General features: G+C 43.9%; 20 protein-coding genes. 4 read left to right on the top strand and 16 right to left on the bottom strand.

From position 1 onward, the window contains the following. Positions 1-98 precede the first annotated feature (98 nt). A complete protein-coding gene (locus B3O12_RS08180; RefSeq protein WP_286755938.1) occupies positions 99-1,565 on the top strand; it encodes an NAD(P)-binding domain-containing protein in 1,467 nt (488 codons plus the stop codon). Next, entirely contained in the window at positions 1,566-2,720 is a 1,155-nt protein-coding gene (locus B3O12_RS08175) for a hypothetical protein (protein WP_286755937.1), read from the top strand. It begins immediately after the preceding gene. Positions 2,721-2,839: 119 nt separating this feature from the next. On the opposite strand, the gene B3O12_RS08170 is transcribed toward B3O12_RS08175, so the two are convergent. The 13 genes from B3O12_RS08170 to B3O12_RS08110 form a co-directional block, all read right to left on the bottom strand. After that, positions 2,840-3,307, bottom strand: coding sequence for a MarR family winged helix-turn-helix transcriptional regulator (locus B3O12_RS08170; RefSeq protein ID WP_189629533.1), 468 nt, complete (start codon positions 3,305-3,307; stop codon positions 2,840-2,842). 185 nt (positions 3,308-3,492) lie between these two features. After that, on the bottom strand, positions 3,493-4,047 hold the full coding sequence (locus tag B3O12_RS08165) for a carboxymuconolactone decarboxylase family protein (protein WP_189629534.1): 555 nt from the start codon (positions 4,045-4,047) through the stop codon (positions 3,493-3,495). A 144-nt stretch (positions 4,048-4,191) separates the two neighbouring features. Next, positions 4,192-4,539: a DoxX family protein gene (locus tag B3O12_RS08160; RefSeq protein WP_286755935.1), complete on the bottom strand. Its 348-nt coding sequence runs from the start codon at positions 4,537-4,539 to the stop codon at positions 4,192-4,194. After that, positions 4,539-5,564: a TlpA disulfide reductase family protein gene (locus B3O12_RS08155; protein WP_286755933.1), complete on the bottom strand. Its 1,026-nt coding sequence runs from the start codon at positions 5,562-5,564 to the stop codon at positions 4,539-4,541. Before B3O12_RS08155 ends, B3O12_RS08160 begins: the two co-directional genes overlap by 1 nt. Before the next feature lie 106 nt (positions 5,565-5,670). After that, the gene (locus B3O12_RS08150; protein ID WP_286746304.1) at positions 5,671-7,548 is read right to left on the bottom strand and encodes a M1 family metallopeptidase; all 1,878 of its coding nucleotides are present in this window, start codon (positions 7,546-7,548) and stop codon (positions 5,671-5,673) included. A gap of 190 nt (positions 7,549-7,738) precedes the next feature. Beyond that, entirely contained in the window at positions 7,739-9,814 is a 2,076-nt protein-coding gene (locus tag B3O12_RS08145; RefSeq protein WP_286755932.1) for a ComEA family DNA-binding protein, read from the bottom strand. Then, the gene (locus tag B3O12_RS08140) at positions 9,811-10,584 is read right to left on the bottom strand and encodes a hypothetical protein (protein ID WP_286755931.1); all 774 of its coding nucleotides are present in this window, start codon (positions 10,582-10,584) and stop codon (positions 9,811-9,813) included. The genes B3O12_RS08145 and B3O12_RS08140 overlap by 4 nt, the downstream gene beginning before the upstream one ends. Positions 10,585-10,674: 90 nt before the next feature. Further along, positions 10,675-12,099, bottom strand: coding sequence for a hypothetical protein (locus tag B3O12_RS08135; RefSeq protein WP_189629540.1), 1,425 nt, complete (start codon positions 12,097-12,099; stop codon positions 10,675-10,677). Between the two features lie 7 nt (positions 12,100-12,106). After that, complete coding sequence (locus B3O12_RS08130) at positions 12,107-13,207, bottom strand: prolipoprotein diacylglyceryl transferase (RefSeq protein ID WP_286755930.1); 1,101 nt, start codon at positions 13,205-13,207, stop codon at positions 12,107-12,109. 116 nt (positions 13,208-13,323) lie between these two features. Next, the gene (gene nadE, locus B3O12_RS08125) at positions 13,324-15,165 is read right to left on the bottom strand and encodes an NAD(+) synthase (RefSeq protein WP_286755929.1); all 1,842 of its coding nucleotides are present in this window, start codon (positions 15,163-15,165) and stop codon (positions 13,324-13,326) included. Next, a complete protein-coding gene (gene rnc / locus B3O12_RS08120) occupies positions 15,162-15,908 on the bottom strand; it encodes a ribonuclease III (protein ID WP_229838573.1) in 747 nt (248 codons plus the stop codon). The genes nadE and rnc overlap by 4 nt, the downstream gene beginning before the upstream one ends. Before the next feature lie 2 nt (positions 15,909-15,910). Beyond that, the gene (gene fabF / locus B3O12_RS08115) at positions 15,911-17,161 is read right to left on the bottom strand and encodes a beta-ketoacyl-ACP synthase II (protein ID WP_286755928.1); all 1,251 of its coding nucleotides are present in this window, start codon (positions 17,159-17,161) and stop codon (positions 15,911-15,913) included. Between the two features lie 21 nt (positions 17,162-17,182). Continuing rightward, the gene (locus B3O12_RS08110) at positions 17,183-17,422 is read right to left on the bottom strand and encodes an acyl carrier protein (protein ID WP_068224820.1); all 240 of its coding nucleotides are present in this window, start codon (positions 17,420-17,422) and stop codon (positions 17,183-17,185) included. 111 nt (positions 17,423-17,533) lie between these two features. Between B3O12_RS08110 and B3O12_RS08105 the strand changes: the two genes are divergently transcribed. Next, a complete protein-coding gene (locus B3O12_RS08105) occupies positions 17,534-17,962 on the top strand; it encodes an IPExxxVDY family protein (RefSeq protein WP_189629544.1) in 429 nt (142 codons plus the stop codon). A 1-nt stretch (position 17,963) separates the two neighbouring features. Continuing rightward, a complete protein-coding gene (gene pyk / locus B3O12_RS08100) occupies positions 17,964-19,397 on the top strand; it encodes a pyruvate kinase (RefSeq protein WP_189629545.1) in 1,434 nt (477 codons plus the stop codon). Positions 19,398-19,403: 6 nt separating this feature from the next. On the opposite strand, the gene B3O12_RS08095 is transcribed toward pyk, so the two are convergent. Genes B3O12_RS08095 through B3O12_RS08085 form a run of 3 tightly spaced genes read right to left on the bottom strand, consistent with a single transcriptional unit; the run spans position 19,404 to position 20,821 of the window. Then, positions 19,404-20,165, bottom strand: a complete 762-nt coding sequence (locus B3O12_RS08095; protein ID WP_286755927.1) for an MBL fold metallo-hydrolase — start codon at positions 20,163-20,165, stop codon at positions 19,404-19,406. Then, the gene (locus tag B3O12_RS08090; RefSeq protein ID WP_189629547.1) at positions 20,162-20,437 is read right to left on the bottom strand and encodes a hypothetical protein; all 276 of its coding nucleotides are present in this window, start codon (positions 20,435-20,437) and stop codon (positions 20,162-20,164) included. The genes B3O12_RS08095 and B3O12_RS08090 overlap by 4 nt, the downstream gene beginning before the upstream one ends. Beyond that, complete coding sequence (locus tag B3O12_RS08085; protein ID WP_189629548.1) at positions 20,438-20,821, bottom strand: response regulator; 384 nt, start codon at positions 20,819-20,821, stop codon at positions 20,438-20,440.

Raw genomic sequence — 20,821 nt, 5'->3', positions numbered from 1 at the left:
TCGTACATCGAACTCAGGTTAAATTAGTCTGTTGTAAATCATAAGCCCGCCTGCATCATTTTACCCTTTGTCCGTCTTGTTTGGCAAAACGATATAAAATGATGACAATCAATAGAGAACTACCTGTTGCCATAATAGGAGCAGGCCCTGTAGGATTAGCGGCTGCTTCTCATCTGGCGTTAAGAAATATCCCTTTTCTCATATTCGAAAATGGCCCTGAAGTTGGTCATAATGTTTCAGACTGGAAGCATGTAAAAGTGTTTTCACCCTGGCGCTACAACATAGACAAAGCGGCAAAGGAGATATTGACAAGGTCGGGCTGGGTTGAACCCGACCGTGAGGTTCTGCCCACCGGGGCGGACTTGGTGAACCAATACCTGAGGCCGTTGGCCGGGCACCCTAAAGTAAAACCATATCTACACCTGAATTCCACCGTCTTAAGCATCACTAAAAAAGGAATCACCAAGGTGAATTCTCACAACAGAGATTCTTCGCCTTTTGTAATCTGGGTTAGGCAGGAAGAAACGAACTTATCTTTTGAGGCATCTGTGGTAATTGATGCTTCAGGCACATGGCAAAACCCCAATCCCATTGGCTCAGGAGGTAGTTTTGCACAAGGTGAGCATGAACATCGGCATAAAATTGCTTACCGTATTCCGGATATTTTGGGAAAAGATAAACAGCGATATGCCAACAAGTCGGTTCTCGTAGTTGGTGGAGGCCATTCAGCCATTAACTCATTGCTTAGTTTGGCCGAGTTAAAGGTAGATTACCCCAATACCCGGCTACATTGGGCACTTCACTCAGAGAGTCTTTCAAAGCTTTATGGTGGTAGAGAGCAAGATGCTTTGGAAGCAAGGGGAGCTTTAGGCACAAGGATAGAACAGTTAGTTAACTCCGGCCAGCTGAGCCTGCACATGCCCTTTTACATTGATAGAGTAAGCTCAGAAGATGGAACCATTGCTGTTCATGGTTTATTAGAGGGCAAAGATCATACGGTTTCTGCAATCGATGAGATTATTGCGAACACCGGAGCCCGGCCCAATTTTTCGATGCTGCAAGAAATTCGGTTGGCGCGAGACCCTGCACTTGAATGTGTGCCTCAGTTGGCAGAGCTTATAGATCCCAATATACACAGTTGCGGTACGGTACGTCCGCATGGAGAGTTGGAGCTCAAACAACCTGAAACCAATTTTTATGTGGTAGGGGTGAAAAGCTACGGAAGGGCACCTACTTTCTTAATGGCTACAGGCTATGAACAAGTGAGGAGTATTGCCGCTTGGCTAGATGGCGATATAGAAGGAGCTAAAAGAGTGGAGTTAGATTTGCCGGAGACCGGGGTTTGTGGTTCTACCAATGAAGGCGATTTATCTTGTTGCGGATCTGTGAGTAGCCCAGCGGAGTCTGATAGTGAAGTTGCAGGATGTTGTGGAGGGGCCCCGACTGAAAACACTGAAGCGTGTTGTAAACTGGATGAGGTAAAAAAGGCAGAAGGAGAGGAAGGGTGTGGTTGTGGAACCACTGCCACGGTTACTCATGCGCATGCTTCTGCCTGCTGTGGTTAGATGCGCTCAACACAGGCAAACTCTGGCCGGTTAGAAGTGGAGAATGCAACCCTGTCGTTGAGGCCAACAGTTCGATCTTCTTTGGCCATGACGCTCGGAAGCATGGCCGATGCTTTTCTCTATGCCTACCTGCCATTAAATGCTACAACCTTAGAGTTAAACGCCTTTTCAGTAGGAGCCATATTAAGCATTAATAAGTTTGTCCGGGTTTTATCAAATCGATGGGTCAATGCTCTGGCCGCGGTCACAGGACTTAAGCATATTGTAAGTATGGCAATCTGTTTGGCAGCTCTCACCTCAATGTCTTATGCCTTTGAAATGCCTTTATGGTTTTGGTTGCTTGTGCGGGTTGTTTGGGGAATCAGCTACTCCATGTTTCGATTTGCTTCAGTTCAGTATGTACAATTAGCACCGCACAAAGGAGAAGCCCTGGGTATAGCTACATCGATTAAAGAGCTTGGGCCGGTGCTTGCCTATTGGTTTGGACCAATAGTACTAGCAACATGGGGGGCTTCACCAGTATTCCTTACTTCTGCCATGGCCACGCTCATGGGGATGACATTACTCCACAACCTTCCAAATCCTAAGGCTAAGGTAGTGCTAAAAGAAGTCGTACGTTTTCAAAAGCCCAATTGGCTCGATGGATGGGTATTTATTTCCTCCTTTCTAATCGATGGATTTGTGGTAGTGACAGTTAGCATACTGCTGCGATTCCATGCCAATTTCTGGTCGGAACATGTGCTGATGAATACGGCAATTTTTATCTCTATGAGAAGGGTTTTTCAGATTATACTGGCTCCTTTAACAGGCTCTGCTATTAGGCGTTACGGTCATAGACTGGTGTTTGCCTTATCTTCTGGGTTGATATGCATTGCCTTAGGCTTTATGGCCGGAGGTATTATAGTTGAGGCTTTAGTAATAGTGTTCGCAGCCGCTGCGGTCAATAATGTTTGCATGCCTTTGTTTGCTTTGCAAAGAAGTTCAATCCGGGAGAATTACAATGCGTTTGCCAAGCTCTCAACAGCTAAAGACATAGGTGCTGCAGTAGGGGCATTGATTGGCCTACCCTTGGTTGGTGTAGTTGAGCCCCGGTGGATATTTAGTGTGTTGTGTGTTGGCTCTATCTATACTCTGTATCGGGTGCTAAGACGATAAACTACGAACAATGGGGAATGAGAAGAGAGACCGCAAGGGAAGTAGCAGCTGTTTTTATATGGCTGAATCAATGCACAGAGAGCAATTGGCCGATAGAAGAAGGAGGCTTGGGAAGAAGGTTAGGCCGGAGAGCTGCTTTTAACTCTAAATCTCATTTTGTTTAAAAGCTGGTTGAGTATGAGCAGTTCTTTTTCCGACAGATTGTCCATCTCCGCATCCAGTTGGGGCATGTGGGTATTAACTTGTTGCAGCAGTTTTTGTCCACTTTCGGCAATAAAAACCTGAACCAAACGGCCATCGTGCGGGCAAGGTCTTTTCCAAATCAGGCCTTTGCTACACAAACGATCAACCAATCGAGAGGTGTCGGCATTACTTACAATCATTCGTTCCCTGATCTCTTTGGTGCTAATAGGCTCCGGAAATTGTTTATCGAGAATAGAAAGCACATTGAATTGCTGTTGAGTAATGTCATAGGGCTTCAGAAAAGCCGAAATTTTTTCGCCCAACCAGGCTGCAGTATACTGAAGATTTACACGCAACCTCTGTTGTTCATTAAGGAACTCACCATTTTTTAACTGTTCTTCCATAGTGGGGCGTTTTCTTGGCTACTCGAACGATTTTTAAATATACTAATGTTCCCACATTAATAAAGCTCTTGGCTGGTGGTGCTTCGCTGTGATTGCCTATGAACAAAGAGAGCCACCCGACTAAGCCGGGCAGCCCTCAACCAACACACACTTAACTCTACCTTTAATGGTTTTCGTCTATGCTTTTAAGCATTAATAGCCTCTTCTAAGGGCTGTGCTTCAGGAAAGTCTATGGCAAAATCAAATAGATTGTGCACGTAATTGGCAAGGGTTTTACTCGCCACAAGGGCAACAAGGTCTACCAGGGCTGCCTGATCATATCCCTGAGCCAAAAATTCTTCTACTTTATCTTCTGAGGCTCTTCCACGATTTTCTACAAGGCTCTTGGCTAAACCAACAATGGCGTTCAGTTTGGCATCGGAAGAGCGACCTTGTCTTAGTGCTATGGTTTCTTCTTCTGTAAAGCCATTCATTTTCCCCAGAGTGGTGTGTGCTGCCTGGCAATAAGTGCAACCATTAACTTGCGAAACAACCAGGTTTACGGCTTCACGCTGTTTTGCATTGAATGTGCCTTGGGCTTGTGCATCCTGAAAGGTTAGGTAAGAAGCAAGGGCATTGCCGGAGTATCCTATAGAGGCATATAGATTAGGCACCATGCCTAGCTTTTTCTCTAGTGCATCGAAAAGTTGCTGACTCTCAACACTAACCTCATCTCGGGTGGGTACATTAAATGTTCTCATAATTGTTTGTTTAATTTTTTCGAAGTTCAGGAAGTTAACTGGTGTTTAAACATTAAAGTTCAAACATTGAAAATAAAATTATGAAACATTTATAGTATGTTGATTTTCAGGTCTTTATTGTTTTAGTGAATACACGGCTTGTTATTAGGTATACAGCCAGGCCCAGTATATGAGGACAAACTGTAGGGGGAGTCTCAGCCAAAGTGCGACTTTGTACCAGCGTTTTTTACCCTTATAAGAAGTGAGCATGTAGAGGTTGGCCGGGAATACGGCTAGCAGCGTGGCAATAAGACCCCAAGCTCCAATGTTTTGAGTGCTTGGGATAAGCAATAGGGCTCCAAAAAGTGCTTCAAACAGGCCACTGAGATAAACCAGTATTCGGTGGAGTGGGAGGTAAGGGGGCATTATTTTCATATACAGCTTGGGCTTTACAAAGTGCATTAGCCCGGCCATGATATAAACAACCCCCATTAAGGTTTTTCCTATATCCATTACTTTAGAACCTCTTTGAGGCTCGAACGTTTGTTAATGAGTTCCGGAATTTCGTCTATTTTCGGATTGATTGCCAGAATTTCGCCATCCGGGCTGATCAAATAATAGAATGGAAGAAAAACAACTCCTAGCTGTTCCAGAAAAGGATTTTGAAACCCTTTTTCAGCAAAAGCCTGCTTCCATGGGTAATTCTTATTATTCAGGTGTTTTAAAGGAAATTCCTTGTTGGAGTCGATCGATACTGCAAGCACTTCTAATTTTCCTTCTAATTCCTCGTAAACTGGCAGTAATGATCCAAACCCTTTAATGCAAGGAGCACACCAGGTAGCCCAGAAGTCTATCAGAACATACCTATCCGAAAAACTGTTTTGGGTATAAGTTTCACCATTGAACCCTTCAAAGGAGAAGTCGGGAAAAGGATCTCCCGGGTTTATTCGTTCCTGTCGGTCTAAAGAGAGCATAACGGACTTCAGGTCTAGCGGATCGAGAAGGGTGGTGTCTATGGTAGATAATAGTTGCTGTGACTGATCAATGGTAATAAAGTCGCTGGTGACTACTTCTGAAGTAAGTTCTGCTATAAATTCGTTTCTGGGATAGAGTTTAGTTATGGAGTCCATGTATAAGTAAAGGGCATTGCCTCTCAGTTTTTGCTCATCCTCCATAATTCCTTCAAGGTCGCTAAGAATTTGCTTCATTTGGCTGTTTGTGGAGCTGTGTACTTCAACGAGCCTAATGAATGGTTCTTTATAAGTTGTTTTAAGCGATATTTCCTCATTGTTTAAGAAGAATTGTGCGCTGTATATTCCATCGGCCTTATGAGTAATGGTGGCGTTACGTACGTACTCAACCGACCCCGTAAATTCAAACCGTCCATCTTCTGTAAGCGTACTGTCTACGTAATTTCCATAGCGAAGAAATACATAGCCCTCATAGTTTTCAATGGTACCCTGGATCTTGAATTCTGGTTTAGAATTACATGAGCAAATTAGAAGTAGAACAAACAGGAATAGAGTAGATTTTGTCATAATGGTGCGTTTTTGTTTAAGTTAATAATTGTTGAAAGCTTTTTAAAAGCAAAAATCCGACCTGTTTATACAAGCCGGATTTTCGCGTTTGTAGGCAAGAGCCTTATTATTTTTTGCTATCGATAGCTTCCGCTTTCCAAACGTTGTTCTCGCGGTTCACATCGGCCATTCGTCCAGATGGGTCGATTTCAACGGAGGCAATCTCCGAGGCTGGTCTATTGATAGTAAATTCATAAGTAGGGTGAGTCCATGGCCAGTCAGGGTGTACCACGCGCGGGTCGTTGGTTTCGGCTGGTTTTTCACCTCGCATCATGCGCAACGCCATGTAGTGTACCTCTTTGGTCCCATCCTTGTAAGTTACGACTACGTCCATTGGCATAGGCATTAACCCAACTCTTTCGAGTGTAACTTTGGTGCGGTTGTTTTCGCCAACTACTTCTTTCACTCCGTAGTCAATGGTTTTAGTAGTGTACACAAAATACTCATTGTACCAGTCTAGCTCCAGACCTGAAACACGCTCAAATACGCGTAGAACATCGTTCGGATTAGGGTGTTTAAACTTCCATGTTTCAAAATACTCTAAGAGTCCTTTGTTAAGGGCTTTCTCTCCAATTACATAGCCCATCTGGCTCATCCAAACGGAGCCTTTACTATAAGCAGCTGCTCCGTAGGCACCATTTAGATGGTAGTGATCTGAATGAGTGCTTAGAGGCTCTTCTACTCCGCTGGTTGCCAATCTCAGGTAACCACCATTGGCGGGCATTCCCAAGTTCTCAATAGTTTCTTCGGCTGTATCGCGACCCGCTATGTGGCTTATGATGCGAGAAGTGGCATAAGAAGTAAACCCTTCGTCCATCCAGGGGTGCAGGGCTTCGTTGTTACCCAATACTCCATGGTACCAATCGTGCATGGCTTCATGCACAGTTACACCTAGCAGACTACCTCGCATACCTGTAATCATGGTAGACATTGGGTACTCCATGCCTCCGTCACCTCCCTGAATAACAGAGAACTGCTTGTAAGGGTATTGGCCGAAGTGTTTATTGGCATATTCAAAAGCTTTTTCAGCCAAAGGCATGAGCTTTTCCCAGTTTTCTTCATTCTGACCTTTTTGGTGGAAGAAGTGAAGCTCCATTCCGTTTTTCATGGTCAGCTTGTCGTGAATGTAGTCTGGGTCGGCTGCCCAGGCAAAATCGTGAACATTAGGAGCCACAAAGTGCCAGGTAAGTTTACCATTCTTCACTTTTTGTTTTACGGTTTGTCCTTTGTCTTCATATCCGTGGCCAATTTCTAGTGGGTTCTGAAGATAACCGGTACCACCAACAACATAGTCTTTGTCAATCGAAATTTTTACCTCAAAGTCACCCCATACCCCATAGAACTCGCGGCCTATGTATTCATCGGCATGCCAGCCCTGATAGTCATACTCGGCCAGTTTAGGAAACCACTGAGTCATGGTGTAGCGTACGCCCTCGGCATTGTCTCTTCCGGTTCTGCGAATTTGTACCGGAACCTGACCTTCAAAGTTCATGTCAAAGGTTACTTTTTGTCCCGGTTTAATGGGCTCATTGAGTGAAACTTCGAGTACTGTGCCTTCTACCTTATACGTTACATCTTTGCCGTTTTGCTTTAGGGAAAGAATTTTTTGGTAGCCTATTTCATCGTCAGAGAGTTTAGAGATTCTATCGCCCACTCTTCTGTCTGGGTCATCAATGGTTCTTGATCTTACGTCCATCATGCTTCCCGGCTGGAAAGCATTAAAATATAGGTGATAGAACACCTTGTCCAGTTCATCAGGAGAGTTGTTGGTATATTCCAGTTTTTGTACTCCCGTAAATCGGTTGGTATTTACGTCCATGTCTATTTCCATGTAGTACTTGGCATATTGCTGCCATCGCTCATGGTCTTTTCTATCGGCCTTCTTCTGGGCAAATGCCACTGAAACTGACAGGCCACAAAGCAGTATTATCGCTTTAAGTTTCATATTCATTTCAATAGGTTTTCAGACTCGGAAATTATCAAAGTTTGTTTTGCCCAACAAATCAAATGGGTTGAATGGATCGATTATAATTTTAGAAAAAAATTATAGACAAGTATTACTCTTGCTAAGACCTTAACTAGTAAGGTTATATGTGATATCTAATGTAATAACAGGGGCGGGTAATTGCCTGCCTTTACCTGAGCTTGTAGCGAATCTGAAACTTTACATCGGTGCGCTGATTGCTTTCAATGGTTTCGAGTCCGCTTCCTATGGTTTTTCTATCGTAATAGCGCGTTCTTGCCCATCTGGCCCACAGGTCTAACTTTCTACTCGCTTTGTATTGAATGAGAATGTAGTTTCTAACGCCTTCACCACTATAGGCAGGAATTGAAAAAGAATACAATACATCTCTCTCATAGGCATATTGCCTGTTGTTTGCTCCCTCAGTATCGAATAGTGCTATGCGGCCACTAAGAATAAGTTTACCGAAATCATACACCGCATCTTGTATAAAGGCATATCCATCATTCTTTTCTGTATATAGCTGAAAATGGCTGTATTGAACTCTCGATTTTAGTGAAAGGCCGGGAGCCAGCCGATAGTCAAAGTTGACCAAAACCTGCTGCCTGACTCCGGGTCTTATTATGGTGTTGCCGGTATCTGTTTCTGTGGCGTTCTCTTCGCGGGTCTTTTTTCTGTATTGAATATAAGAATGGACTTTTGAGTTGGGTAAGTAGTTGACTCGTAGTAGGTAGTCGTTGCCTTCCGAAGGGGCATTTACCCGGTATCTGAGCCAGGGAAACTGAAAAGAATCGTAGTAGGCCGTTACAAAGAGCGATCGGTTCAGGGTGTATTTAAGTCCCCAATAAATACCGCTTTCATTAATGTTGCGGCTTCCTTCTGCAAATGAAGCTCCCCTAAGGGCGTGAAAATCCCGACTGTAGTTGCGCCATAACAGAGCAAAGTCTACCCTGGGAGATAGGGTGGTGGTGAGCCCGAACACTCCGCCTTTTCCTCCACTTTTGGAAACACCTGCTTCACCAAAAATCCTGAATTTGTTGATGTTGAAGTTGGCATAAACACTGCCGTTGCTATTGCTTTGGCCCGAAAACTCAAATAGATTGTAGCCCTGATTGCTACGCTGTATAGGGATGTTAAAGTTGTTGTTGCTGATAACAAAGCCCAGCTGAGTTCTTCCATTCACTTTGAAATGAAGGTTTGCCCCGGCCACTGTTTCGGTAATTTGTTTTTTATTATCAATTTCTGATGGAGTGCGGTGGAACCCCGAGGTTTGAATGGATGAAAAATATTGCTCAAAGGTTTCTTCATCTTCTTGCAATGCGGCATCTTGTTTTAAGCGTGAGAAAAAAGCGGTTAGGGCTACCTTCTCGGAGAGCGAATATGTAGCCGCAACCCCTCGCAAAAAGCCACCTTCTAACACGGAAGTATAAGGCCGAATGCCGAGGTTTACCCTTTCAAGCGTATTGATGGTTTCGGAGCCTTTTCCAATGGCAAAACCTGCTCCAAATATGAGCCCTTGCCCAAACTGCAACTGGTAGTCTCCCACTATTACCTTTCTCCATTGGTTATTATTCTCAAGCATGGCATGTGCAGACCAAAAGTCCATGCCATAGCGCTTGCTGTCAGGATCCCAAACAATGGCTTCGCCCGGATCTTTTTCGGTAGTAAAGCCAAAGCTAAAATCTCCCGGTTTTGCTACCCGATACCGAAGGTATTGTTTACCTCTACTACCTGCATAGCGCGTATCGGTGGGAGATTCCGGAGGATCAAAGCCTCTTTTTTTCTCTAAGGTTTGCTCATAACGGTATATGAAGTAGTGGTTTCTTTCGCTCAAAATACGTTGCCAGAGAGGCCGGTTGTCGGTAGTTAGGTCTTGTGCATTTATGGTAATAAATGGTAGAATTTTCTCTATAGTGGCCAGGTCGAACTCTGGCACTAGTTGAAGCTCATATTCGGTGAGCAGTTTGCCATTGCGAGCAATGTAGGCTTTCAGCGAATCTATTTGTGGGTCAGAAAGTATGTACAAGCCTCTAAGGTCCTCGATGGAGGCTGTGTTGATGTTTACCGGTGTTTCGTAAAGCAGTAGAAGACGCTCGTACAGGTCTTCATAGTTCAGCGATTCTTCTTGAGTATTGAAGAGTGATTCAATAAAAAGCTGTAAATCAAAATTTTCCCGTATTTGGGCCCTTAGTGGAAAATGGCTGATTACGAGCAGCAAAATCAAAGCCGGAAGCACCCACTTTTTCATGGTTGCTTAATTTGGTAGCCGAGCCCAAAATTATGCGTAGCGCCTGTGCCGCGGTTAGAGCGGACGGCATAATTAATCTTAAATTTCTTGAGCGTAAGGCCCGCCCCAAAAGAGTGCCGATTGGTTTGGGTAGAAAAACCTGTTCTCAACTCAAGGTTTTCCATAAGACCATAGGCTATACCCAGGCGTAGGTCCGGTTTGTCTTCTACATTCTTATCGCCCTCCATATAAATAGCCAAGGCCTCATCGGGTTGATATTTGAGCGACAAGCGAATGATAGTTGGCACGCGTTCGCCACTTTCTTCGGCAATTACCGATTGGGTGAAGTTATATACGTGGGCACCAAAATGTAACTGCTCCGTGAACTCTGCTAATACGCCCATTTCGCCAATAAAAGTGGCCCTTTTGCCAAAACCATCGATATGGTATTGTAATACGCTGGTTTTAGCTCCAAGACTCATAATGCCAATTTTTCGGGCAAAACCAAGGCTGGCCATTTGGTTGCTAAAAAGCTCGTCTCCAAAGCGATATACTCCAAAGGAGGCCGTTCCCCAGTTGGTCTCATGGTTCACAGCGGCCATGACCGTATTAAAGGGGGCAAAGTTGAAAATGGTTTGATAGCTAAAAGCTGCATTAATGCCTTCATTGGCAATAAGCCCGGCAGGATTATTGAAAACCGACCATTCATTGGCCGTAGAAGCAGATACTCCACCAAGAGCCAGAGAAATAGGGCCTTTGGGAGGAACACCAGCCAATTGTGCGTTCGCCACAAAGATTAGTTGAATAAATAGAAAAAAAGTGAGTGTTACTCTTCGCACTTCCGAATATAGGAAATTAGGGGTTTAGATGGGGCAAATAATCTAAAGTGCCGATCTGAAATTGAAGAAGAAGCCCGTGCTTCCTTCACGGTTAATGCTATACTCCAGTCGAACCACAAAATCGTAGTAGGTGACAATATCCAGACCCACACCTACACTACCAATCCACTGATTGTTGTAGAAGTTGTTGATGTTAGAAGCCAGTGAATCTCCGGCATAGCCGGTATCCAAAAACACCTTTAAGTAGAAAGCATAAGGTAATGTTCTAAACTGGTCGATCATACTTCTAGGGTTGATTTGCTTAACTCCTTTAAGCACCTCGTAGCGCAAAGCCGTACGGTACGAAGCCAAAAAATCACTTTCAATAACGTAGCGCTCATAGCCCCTGATGAAATCGGGGTTATAACCAAAACCAGCCCGAATCAGATAGGGAATTTCATCGGAGAAGTTTTTGTAAATGTCTACTCTGTTGGCGAGGTAGAGTTTTTTGCTCAACTGGGAGAAAGTGCCATAGCCCAGCCGGGTGCTGGTCATGTTTATGTCATCGAATATTCCCAGGCCAAACTGATTGAAGTTGAAGGTAAATTCTGTACCGGTTAGTGGGTATGCAACATAGTCTCTGCGGTCGTGAACAAAGGAATACCCAAAAGCAAAGTACTGTTGCAACTGGGTGTTGGCCTGAAAGTATTCACTATTGAGACGGAAAACAGTATCGGCAATGGAGCCTCTGTTATAATTAAGAATGAACGAATGCCGGTTATAGAATGAGGGGCGAAAGGTTATGGCTCCTGTTGTACTGAATATTCTGCGAATTACGTCTTCGCTCTGCACAAACTGTTGCAGGTGACCATCGGAGGCGTAGCTCACTGTTTTATTGGTATCGAACGAAGTAGAAAGGGTGAGCCCTGCTGTTTGAGCACGGTTTATATATGGCACCGAATATTGAAAACTGTAGCGTTTGGTAAAGCCAAACTGGGTGCGGACAACCAACCTGTCGTTTCGACCAGAAAAGTTAAGGTGGTATAGTTGCATGCCATAGTTTACCCTGGAGAAATCTCTGTTCTGATTCACCCACCACTCGGTAAAGTTTCTGTCGGCCAGCTTAAATATGGGAACCGGAAAAACGTACCATCGCTCTTGTAGCCTAATGAGTACTTCGCACTGGGTGGAGGAAAGAAAAAGCGGCACAATTTCGGCCGTCACAAATAAGCGTGTATTAATGAGCTTTTGTTGGTCCAGCACTATTTTATCGGCTAGATCGCTTACTTTAATTTGGTCTCCCTCAGCAAAACTAAGCTCCCGCAAAATGATGCTTTCCAGGGTACGCTTGTTTCCTGTAACGTAAATCTTACCAATCTTGACCACCGAGGCGGTGTCAATATCAGGCAAAGTTTGTCCGTAGGTGCCGGACTTAATACATAAAATGCACCCCACAATCAACCACAGCCTGAATAACTTTATGAACACTCCCGATTTAAGATTTCTTAGATAATACTATGACTCTTATCAGCATAATTACCCCTACAAGTACCAAAGGAATACTGAGCAGTTGCCCCATGTTGTAGGTCATGTCATTTTCAAAAGCAACCTGGTTTTCCTTAAATAGTTCGTGGAACCAGCGAAGGCCAAATATCCAGATGAGGAAAATACCGAACAGTAAGCCTTCAGGAGTTTTCGACTTCCATTTAAACCAAATGCCTAGCAAAATAAGAAAAAGGAGTACACAGGTGGCCGATTCGTACAACTGTGCGGGATATCTTGCAATACCCCAGGTGTGCACTATGGCCTCCACCTTACGGTCTACAATGTTAATTTCATAATCGAGTGGTTCGTTGGGTTGGGCATAATGCTCCTGTACCGATTGGTTTCCCAGAAGTATCAATCGTACATCATCTTCAATGATTTTTCGTGCTTGAGCTTCTGATAGTTGCCTGTTTTCAAATACTAACCTGAGGTCTACCGGAACAATACCTGGAGCACGCCTTTCGGTCGTACTGCCTTTTGAAGCTTCAGCACTTTCAATACCTAAAGGAGCCTTTTCCAGAGCCTCTTCGGCTACGCGACCAAACACCACCCCATAGTCCGATTCTGAGGGCTTTCCTATAATTTCTGAATTTACAAAGTTACCAAAGCGAATAAAGGCTCCGGCCAGGGCTACGGTAATCACTATTCGGTCTATAATCCACAAATAGCTTTGTCCCTCTCGTTTTTGTTTAATGAATTTTAAAGGCCATGGTCTGGGTTTTACCACCTTAACCACATAGTTACTATAGAGGTATAAGGCAATGGGTATGCATATGGCTGCGCCATGGCTTGCCAAACCACCCTCCCAGGTTCTGAAAAATACAAGGGGATCTGCCAGGAATCGTTCTGGTTCATAGAATATGAGGTGTCCTAATCTTGCGCCCACAATGGTTGCCACAATCATATGAACTGAAAGTGTATCTACATTGAGTGGGTTTTTGCCCTCCTTCTTAAAAATGTAGACCATTATTTGGTAGCCGAATATGAAACCGGCAGCAAAAAGTACACTATACCATACGGGGGGCTGAATACCCTTGATAATCTCCCGCATTGGATCCCATACAAAGTAAGATAGAACTGTTAATTGGTGCATAAAGCAAAGATATACGAATTGCTGAAAGCAATCCGATTGAATAGCCTGAAACCGAAAAAACTAATTGTTAAGCTTTATAATAAGGCTAATTCTTCCTCAAAACCAGCCGAGAGAATAGGGAAACGACACCAAGTTCTGGGGTCTACGTTGAACTCATCGAGATGAAAGGCTGGTGCTAAGCGCTCCCGTTTCCACTGATTGCGGCTCCAAAGCCGAAAGAATTTCCTCACGTGTTGCCTCAGCAAATCTTCCGGCTCAAGATCTGCAGCTTTCAATTCAGTAAAAACCTCTAAAGGAGATTTGTGGTCCCTAATAGCTAGCTTTTCTATTTCAACCATTATATGGTAAGGCATCAAATCGTCTTCATCTGTTTGCTTCTGGTCTTGTGGTCTTAGTTCTGCAGTGGGAGGAAGTTGGTTGATGAACCTTAGACCTTCATAACCCATTTCCTTCTGGGCATAAATAAGCCATTGCCTGATAAAGTGCTTGTCAACTGAAGAAATAGGGGCCAGACTACCGCTGGTGTCTCCGTCCATAGTGGCATAACCTACATCGCCCTCGCTACGGTTCGAGGTAGTGAGCAATAAGGTATTGGTAATGTTGGTGAGCATCCATATAATGGGGCTTCTCGAGCGTGCCTGAATATTCTGCAAGGCCAGGTCGTCTTGCTCCCAACTTAATTTTCTGTGGAGTGCCGTTTCAATAATTGAAGTGTAAGCTTCAACGGAAGAGTCGATTGTCCAACTGTAAAATTTTGCACCAATTGAATCTGCCAAATATTTAGCAGCATTTAAAGTAGCCTCTGAGGAATTGACAGTGCCTTGGTAGGCCGTATTAAAAATGGTGTAGACTATTTTCTTTTCGGGTTTTTCAGCCAGCTCATCGAAGCCTATGGCTGAGCAGAAAGACTCTTTTCCCAGCTGCTCAATACCTCTTTTTACCATTTCGGCCACCATAATGGCGCAAGTGGCTGAGTCGGCTCCACCACTTAGCGAAAGGGTGTATCCTTTAGTGCGGCTTTTTCTCATATAGTCGAAAAGGGCCAGTGCGCAGGCCCTGGGAAATTCCTCTTGTTTGGAAAGTACCGGGGCAACGGCTTCGTTGTTCTCTTGGGTCGATTGATCGGCTTTGAAATCGCCATAGCATAGCTCAAATGCCCGGAAACTGAGCAGTTGGTTTCTGAGCAGTATTTTTCCTCGCTGGGCTACCATAATTTCCCCATCGTAAATCATGCGTCCGGCCTCATTGCCCAGCAGATTGGCATATACATAGGTGCAATTAAAGTCTAAGCTGGAGTTTTCAACAAGCTTAATGCGGTCCAGTGTTTTTTGCATGGCAAAATGACTGGCGCTAGGGTTAAGAATAAGGTTAACTCCGCGTTCTTTGAGTCTGCAGGCAGGTCTCACGGGTCCGCGCCATGCGTCTTCGCAAATCTCGAAGCCTACCTTCCAATCATCTACATCGAAAGTAAGGTCGCCAATTGGGTATGTTTCTCCGTCAATTTCAAAGTCTTCTACCAAGCCAATGGGCCATGGGTTAAACCAGCGGGGTTCGTAGTGTACACCATCTAGTGCCATGTGTTGCTTAGCATATATACCCAGTATTTGTTTGTTCTTAACCACAATGGCGCAGTTGTAGAGCAATCCTTTGTGGCGAAGGGGGAGGGTAAGGGTAGTGAGTAGCCCTTCCGTTTCGGCAACCAACTGAGGGATGAGGCTCAAAGCCTTTTCGGGGAGCCATTGACTTAGAAACAAATCTTCACATCCGTAGCCGGTAATGCACAATTCGGGAAGACAAAGTATTTCTACGCCATTTTTTCGGGCCTCAATCAACACCTTTTTAATGCGTTCAAGGTTACCTTTCCAGTCGAGTGGGGTCTGGTTTATAGTGGCTCCACCTATGCGATATGTTCTCATTGTTCTAGTTCTAGAATAATACAAGCCTCGCGGGCTGCATCTTGCTCGGCCTTCTTCTTGCTTAAACCATGTCCTTTGGCTATCGGTTCGTCATCTACTTTTACTTCAATAATGAATTCCTTGTAATGGCCTTTATCTATGGTGTCAATATGCTCAAAGGTAGGCGACTTGGAGTGTTTTTGCGACCACTCGATCAGTTTGCTTTTATAGTTCTTGGTGGTATTAATGATTTCTTCCAGATCGAAATGGGGCAGAAGCAATTTTTTAAGAATGAATTTTCGGCTGTGTCTAAAGCCTTTGTCCAGATAAATGGCTCCGATGAGCGCTTCTAATGTGTTACCATAAAGCGACTTGTGGGAATTGGGTGTTTTGCGCTTTCGGTCGAAGCGCACAATTTGCGGTACGCCTATGGTTCTTGCCACATTGTTGAGACTTTCTCGGCTTACAATACGCGAGCGGAGTTCTGTAAGAAAGCCTTCGTCTTTGAACGGAAAGCGTTTGAAGAGGTACTCGGCCACCACCATGCCTAGCACAGAGTCTCCGAGATATTCTAAACGTTCGTTCGATTCTTTGAAGCCCTTTTTGAGTGCTTTAGCCACTGAGGTGTGTTGAGTGGCTATTTGGTAGGGTTTTAAATTAAAAGGCTTACTGCCTGTTATCATTTTGATAGAGGCAATAAGCGCTTTTTCTTCTTTAGAATATGATTTGAAAAGAGACGTTACACGGTTTACTATCAACCGCACAATTAGTCAATTTTACGGAAAATCACAGAGGTATTGTGTCCTCCAAAACCAAAGGTGTTACTAAGTGCAGCATTGATTGTTCTCTCCTGGGCCTTGTTAAAGGTAAAGTTCAAACGAGGGTCAAATTGATCATCGTCTGTAAAGTGGTTAATGGTAGGAGGGGCAATCTGGTGCTTAATGGCCATTACACTGGCAATGGCCTCAATAGCTCCGGCAGCACCTAACAGGTGTCCTGTCATGGATTTGGTAGAACTGATATTCAGTTTGTAGGCATGTTCGCCAAATACTTTTTCAATGGCAGCCGCTTCTGAAATATCGCCAAGTGGTGTAGAAGTACCATGAACGTTGATATAATCAATCTCTTCCGGTTTCATGTGGGCGTCTTCCAATGCGTTGATCATCACATTGTAGGCACCTAACCCTTCCGGGTGAGGGGCTGTAATGTGATAGGCATCGGCCGACATACCGCCACCAACTACTTCAGCATATATTTTAGCACCGCGTGCTTTGGCATGCTCGTATTCTTCCAGAATGAGAGCTCCTGCACCTTCGCCTAAAACAAACCCATCTCTATCTTTATCGAAAGGCCTTGAAGCCGTTTCCGGAGAATCATTTCTCTCAGACAGGGCTTTCATGGCGTTAAACCCACCAATTCCTGCTTCGGTTACCGATGCTTCTGAGCCACCTGTAATCATAATATTGGCCTTGCCTAACTTAATGTAGGTCATGGCGTCTATCATGGCGTTGGTAGCGGAGGCACAGGCCGAAACAGTGACAAAGTTGGGGCCATTGAATCCGTATTTGATAGAAATCATTCCTGCAGAAATGTCTGCAATCATCTTAGGAATGAAGAATGGGTTGAATCGTGGAGTTCCATCGCCTTGGGCGAAAGAGGCCACTTCTTCCTGAAAAGTTCTAAGACCGCCAATACCTGAACCCCAGATAACACCGGCCTTTAGCTTATCGATTGATTCCAGGTCAATACCTGCGTCTTGCATAGCCTCCTCGGCTGTTACTAAGGCGTATTGGGTAAATAAATCCATCTTACGAGCTTCTTTTCTATCAAAGTGCTCGTTAGGATCGTATCCCTTTACCTCGCAGGCAAACTTGGTTTTGAATTTTTCGGGATCGAACTTGGTGATCGGTCCAGCCCCACTTACACCCTTAATAAGATTGTCCCAATATGTATTGAGATTATTACCTAGTGGTGTAAGTGCGCCTAGTCCGGTTACTACAACTCGTTTTAATTGCATACTAGAGTCGTAAGTGAGAAATTATTGCTGAACGTTTGCTTCCAAATAAGAGATGGCATCGCCAACAGTAGCGATGTTTTCAGCCTGGTCATCAGGAATTGAAATGTTGAACTCCTTCTCAAACTCCATGATCAATTCCACAGTGTCAAGGGAATCAGCTCCAAGATCGTTGGTGAAGCTGGCTTCTGGTGTTACTTCAGAATCTTCAACACCTAATTTATCAATAATAATACCCTTAACTTTTGATGCGATTTCTGACATTTTGGTTAAAATTTAGTTAAAACTCGATGCAAAGAAATGCAATTCTCCCCGAATGTCAAACAAAATTTTTAATCTTGTCCGAGCCCTTCAAAAGGCCTAATTTTGCATCGTATGGCTAAAAATAAGCTTCAGGTTATTTATGATTTCGACTTTCTTCTTTTAGCCCTCAATGCTAACGTGAAACCATACAAGCTCGCGTGGTGCCTCAATAAAGATTTGAAGCTCAACCTGGTAAAAGCAGAAAACATAGAAATTGGTTTCAATGAACAGAAGAGTCTTTCCATTCAGAATTTTCTGGATCGGTCAGAGTTTCAGACGGTTCGATTAATCAGAAATAGAGCCGAAGATACTGATGGAGCTTATAATGCCTATTTGCTGCCTGAATTGAAAAATTTCGACTATCTGGTGCTTTTGGAAAACGAATCCAGCACTTTCGATGAGAATACTTTTATTAGCGAAGTCAAACGAATACCTTTCGTGCAGTTTACAACCAAAATCGATATTCAATCACTAAAATCTAAGGATAACCTTATCTTTTAATATGGGTCAGACTATTTATTCTAAAAGAGCAAAAATTGTGGCCACTGTAGGGCCTGCCAGCCAGTCTAAAGAGGTATTAACCGAACTTGTAAAGGCTGGTGTAAACGTTTTCAGACTGAACTTTTCTCACGGTGAACACGCCACACATGCTCAGGTAATTCAGAGAATAAGAGAGGTAAATGAAGAGCTTGGGACTCATGTTTCTATTCTTCAGGATCTGCAAGGACCAAAAATAAGGGTAGAAAAGGTTGAAGATGGAGAAGTGTTTATTGAACCCGGCCAGGAACTGACCATTACTACCGAAAGTCTTTTGGGTAACTCTAAGCGTGTGAGTACCTCTTACACCGATTTGCCTAAAGATGTGAAAAAGGGCGATATGGTGCTTATTGATGATGGTAATCTCGAACTTTTTGTAAAGGATATTAAAGGTAAAGACGTAATCTGTGAGGTTAAATACGGTGGTTCTTTGAAGTCCAGGAAGGGAATCAATCTTCCTTTTACGGATGTTTCGGCCCCGGCTCTTACAGAGAAGGATAAGGAAGATCTTGCGTTTGGAATCGATCAGGGGGTTGACTGGATTGCTCTTTCTTTTGTTAGAACGGCCAAGGACATTCTGGACCTAAAGAAGCAAATTGAACAATCGGGTAAGGATATTAGGGTAGTGGCTAAAATTGAGAAGCCCGAGGCTCTAAAAAACATAGATGACATTATTGCCGCCTCTGATGCTCTAATGGTGGCCAGGGGAGACCTTGGGGTAGAAATAGTGATGGAAGAGGTACCCATGGCTCAGAAAATGATTGTCGATAAATGCAACAAAGCCGCTAAGCCAGTAATTATTGCTACACAGATGATGGAAAGCATGATCTCTAATCCGAGGCCAACCCGGGCAGAGACAAACGATGTGGCCAATGCGGTGTTGGATGGTGCCGATGCAATGATGCTGTCTGCCGAAACAGCGGCCGGAAAATATCCTGTAGAAACGGTTCAGTATATGGCTAGAACCATTGCTTCGGTAGAAAGTTCGGCCAAAGTATATGACCACTTCTACAACCCTCAGGAAGATAGCGACACCTTTATTAACGACAATGTGATGCTTGCGGCCTGTAAGCTTTGCGAACAGGTAAGGGCAAAAGCCATTATAGGCAACACTGTTTCGGGCTATACCGCCTTTAAAATGGCTTCGCACAGACCTTATTCTAAGATTTTCATATTCACCGCCAACAAAGGGCTGCTAACCAAACTGGGCTTGGTTTGGGGAGTAGAAGGATTTTTTTATGACAAACGTCATTCTACAGACCAGACATTCGAAGATCAGGAGGAGATACTAAAAGAGGCAGGCAAGCTGAAGTCGGGCGATGTGTTTATTACCACAGCCAGTATGCCAATTCATGAATTTGGAAGAACAAATACGCTTAAAATAAACGTGGCAAAATAGTTGGTCTTAGAGCGATAGCTGAAGACCATCATAGGCAATATAAATATTGTTGGGCAGTTGCGCTTCTATGGTTTTGTGACTGCCCATTTTGTGGCTTAAGTGAGTAAAATAGGTGGCGTCTGCTCCAATTTTTTGAGCCATGTCTATGGCTTCGTTCAGCGTGAGGTGGCTCAAGTGTTCGGTTTGCTGCAATGCATTGATCATCAGAATTTTTGAGCCGCGAGCTTTTTCCAAAGACTCTTCGCTAATGGTTTTGGCATCGGTTATATAGGTGAAGTCTCCTATGCGAAAGCCATATACTGGCAATTTGTAGTGTAGTACCTCAATAGGTATAACCTGTATCCCTTCTACTTCAAAAGGTTGACCGTCTAACTCATTTACCTCTACCATGGGCACACCGGGATATTTCTTTTCAGAAAATACATAAGCAAACTCACGTTTTAATTGCTCTATTACCCTCGGGGCGGCATAAACGGGCATGTCTTTTTCTTGCAGAAAATTAAACGAACGAATATCGTCCATGCCGGCCGTATGGTCTTTGTGTTCGTGAGTAAACAGTAGGGCATCTAGTTGGCTGATGCGTTCTCGGAGCATTTGCTGACGGAAGTCTGGGCCGGAATCAATCACAATGCTTTTGCCCTCTACTTCTATATGAACAGAAGAGCGGAGTCTTTTATCTCGAAAGTCAAGAGATTGACAAACCGGGCACTGGCAGCCAATTACCGGCACACCTTGCGAAGTTCCTGATCCAAGAACAGTTACTTTCACAGCTTTAGTGAGGTTTGAGAGAGTTCGTTAAGCAGCTTAACGTTTTTTTCGCTAAGCTGCTTAGGGTCTAGTTCAATAGATTTAATAATGTCCAAAAGGCAGGTGATTTTGCCTTCTGTAGTATAGTATTTGTTCACAATAGCAATTTTGGTGTCTTTTAGAATACAATAGCCCGACTTGAAGTTGCCTTTTTCGTAGCGCAATACGTAGTCAGACTCGGCAAATATGTCTTCTAGTTTACCCAGAAATTGTTTTGTGTACTTTACAGACATTTAGTTGGTGGAAGTATATTTTTTAACCAGCTCAATCAGTTTGTCATAATCGAGTGGTTTTTGAATGTATTCATTCATTCCGGCCTCAAAAAACTCCGAAACCGGCAGGTTTTTGGCGTTGCCAGAAATTCCAATTATTGGAATTTTAGATTTTTTGGTTTTTCCGGCTCTTATTCGCTTGGTGGCCTCCAATCCATTGAGAATCGGAAGGTTTACATCCATGATAACCAAGTCGAAGTCTTCGGCTTCGAACTTGTCTAACACAGCCTGCCCATCCTTGGCAGAGGTGATTTTACAGTTCTCAAAAAGCAGAATCTTCTTCAACAGATTCTGAATAACAGAACTGTCCTCGGCTACGAGCACTTTCTTGTATTCAACAGTCAT

Origin of the sequence: Roseivirga sp. UBA838 (genome assembly GCF_002296035.1) — a bacterium.
Lineage (GTDB): Bacteria > Bacteroidota > Bacteroidia > Cytophagales > Cyclobacteriaceae > Roseivirga > Roseivirga thermotolerans.
This window is presented reverse-complemented; position numbering and strand designations above follow the sequence as displayed.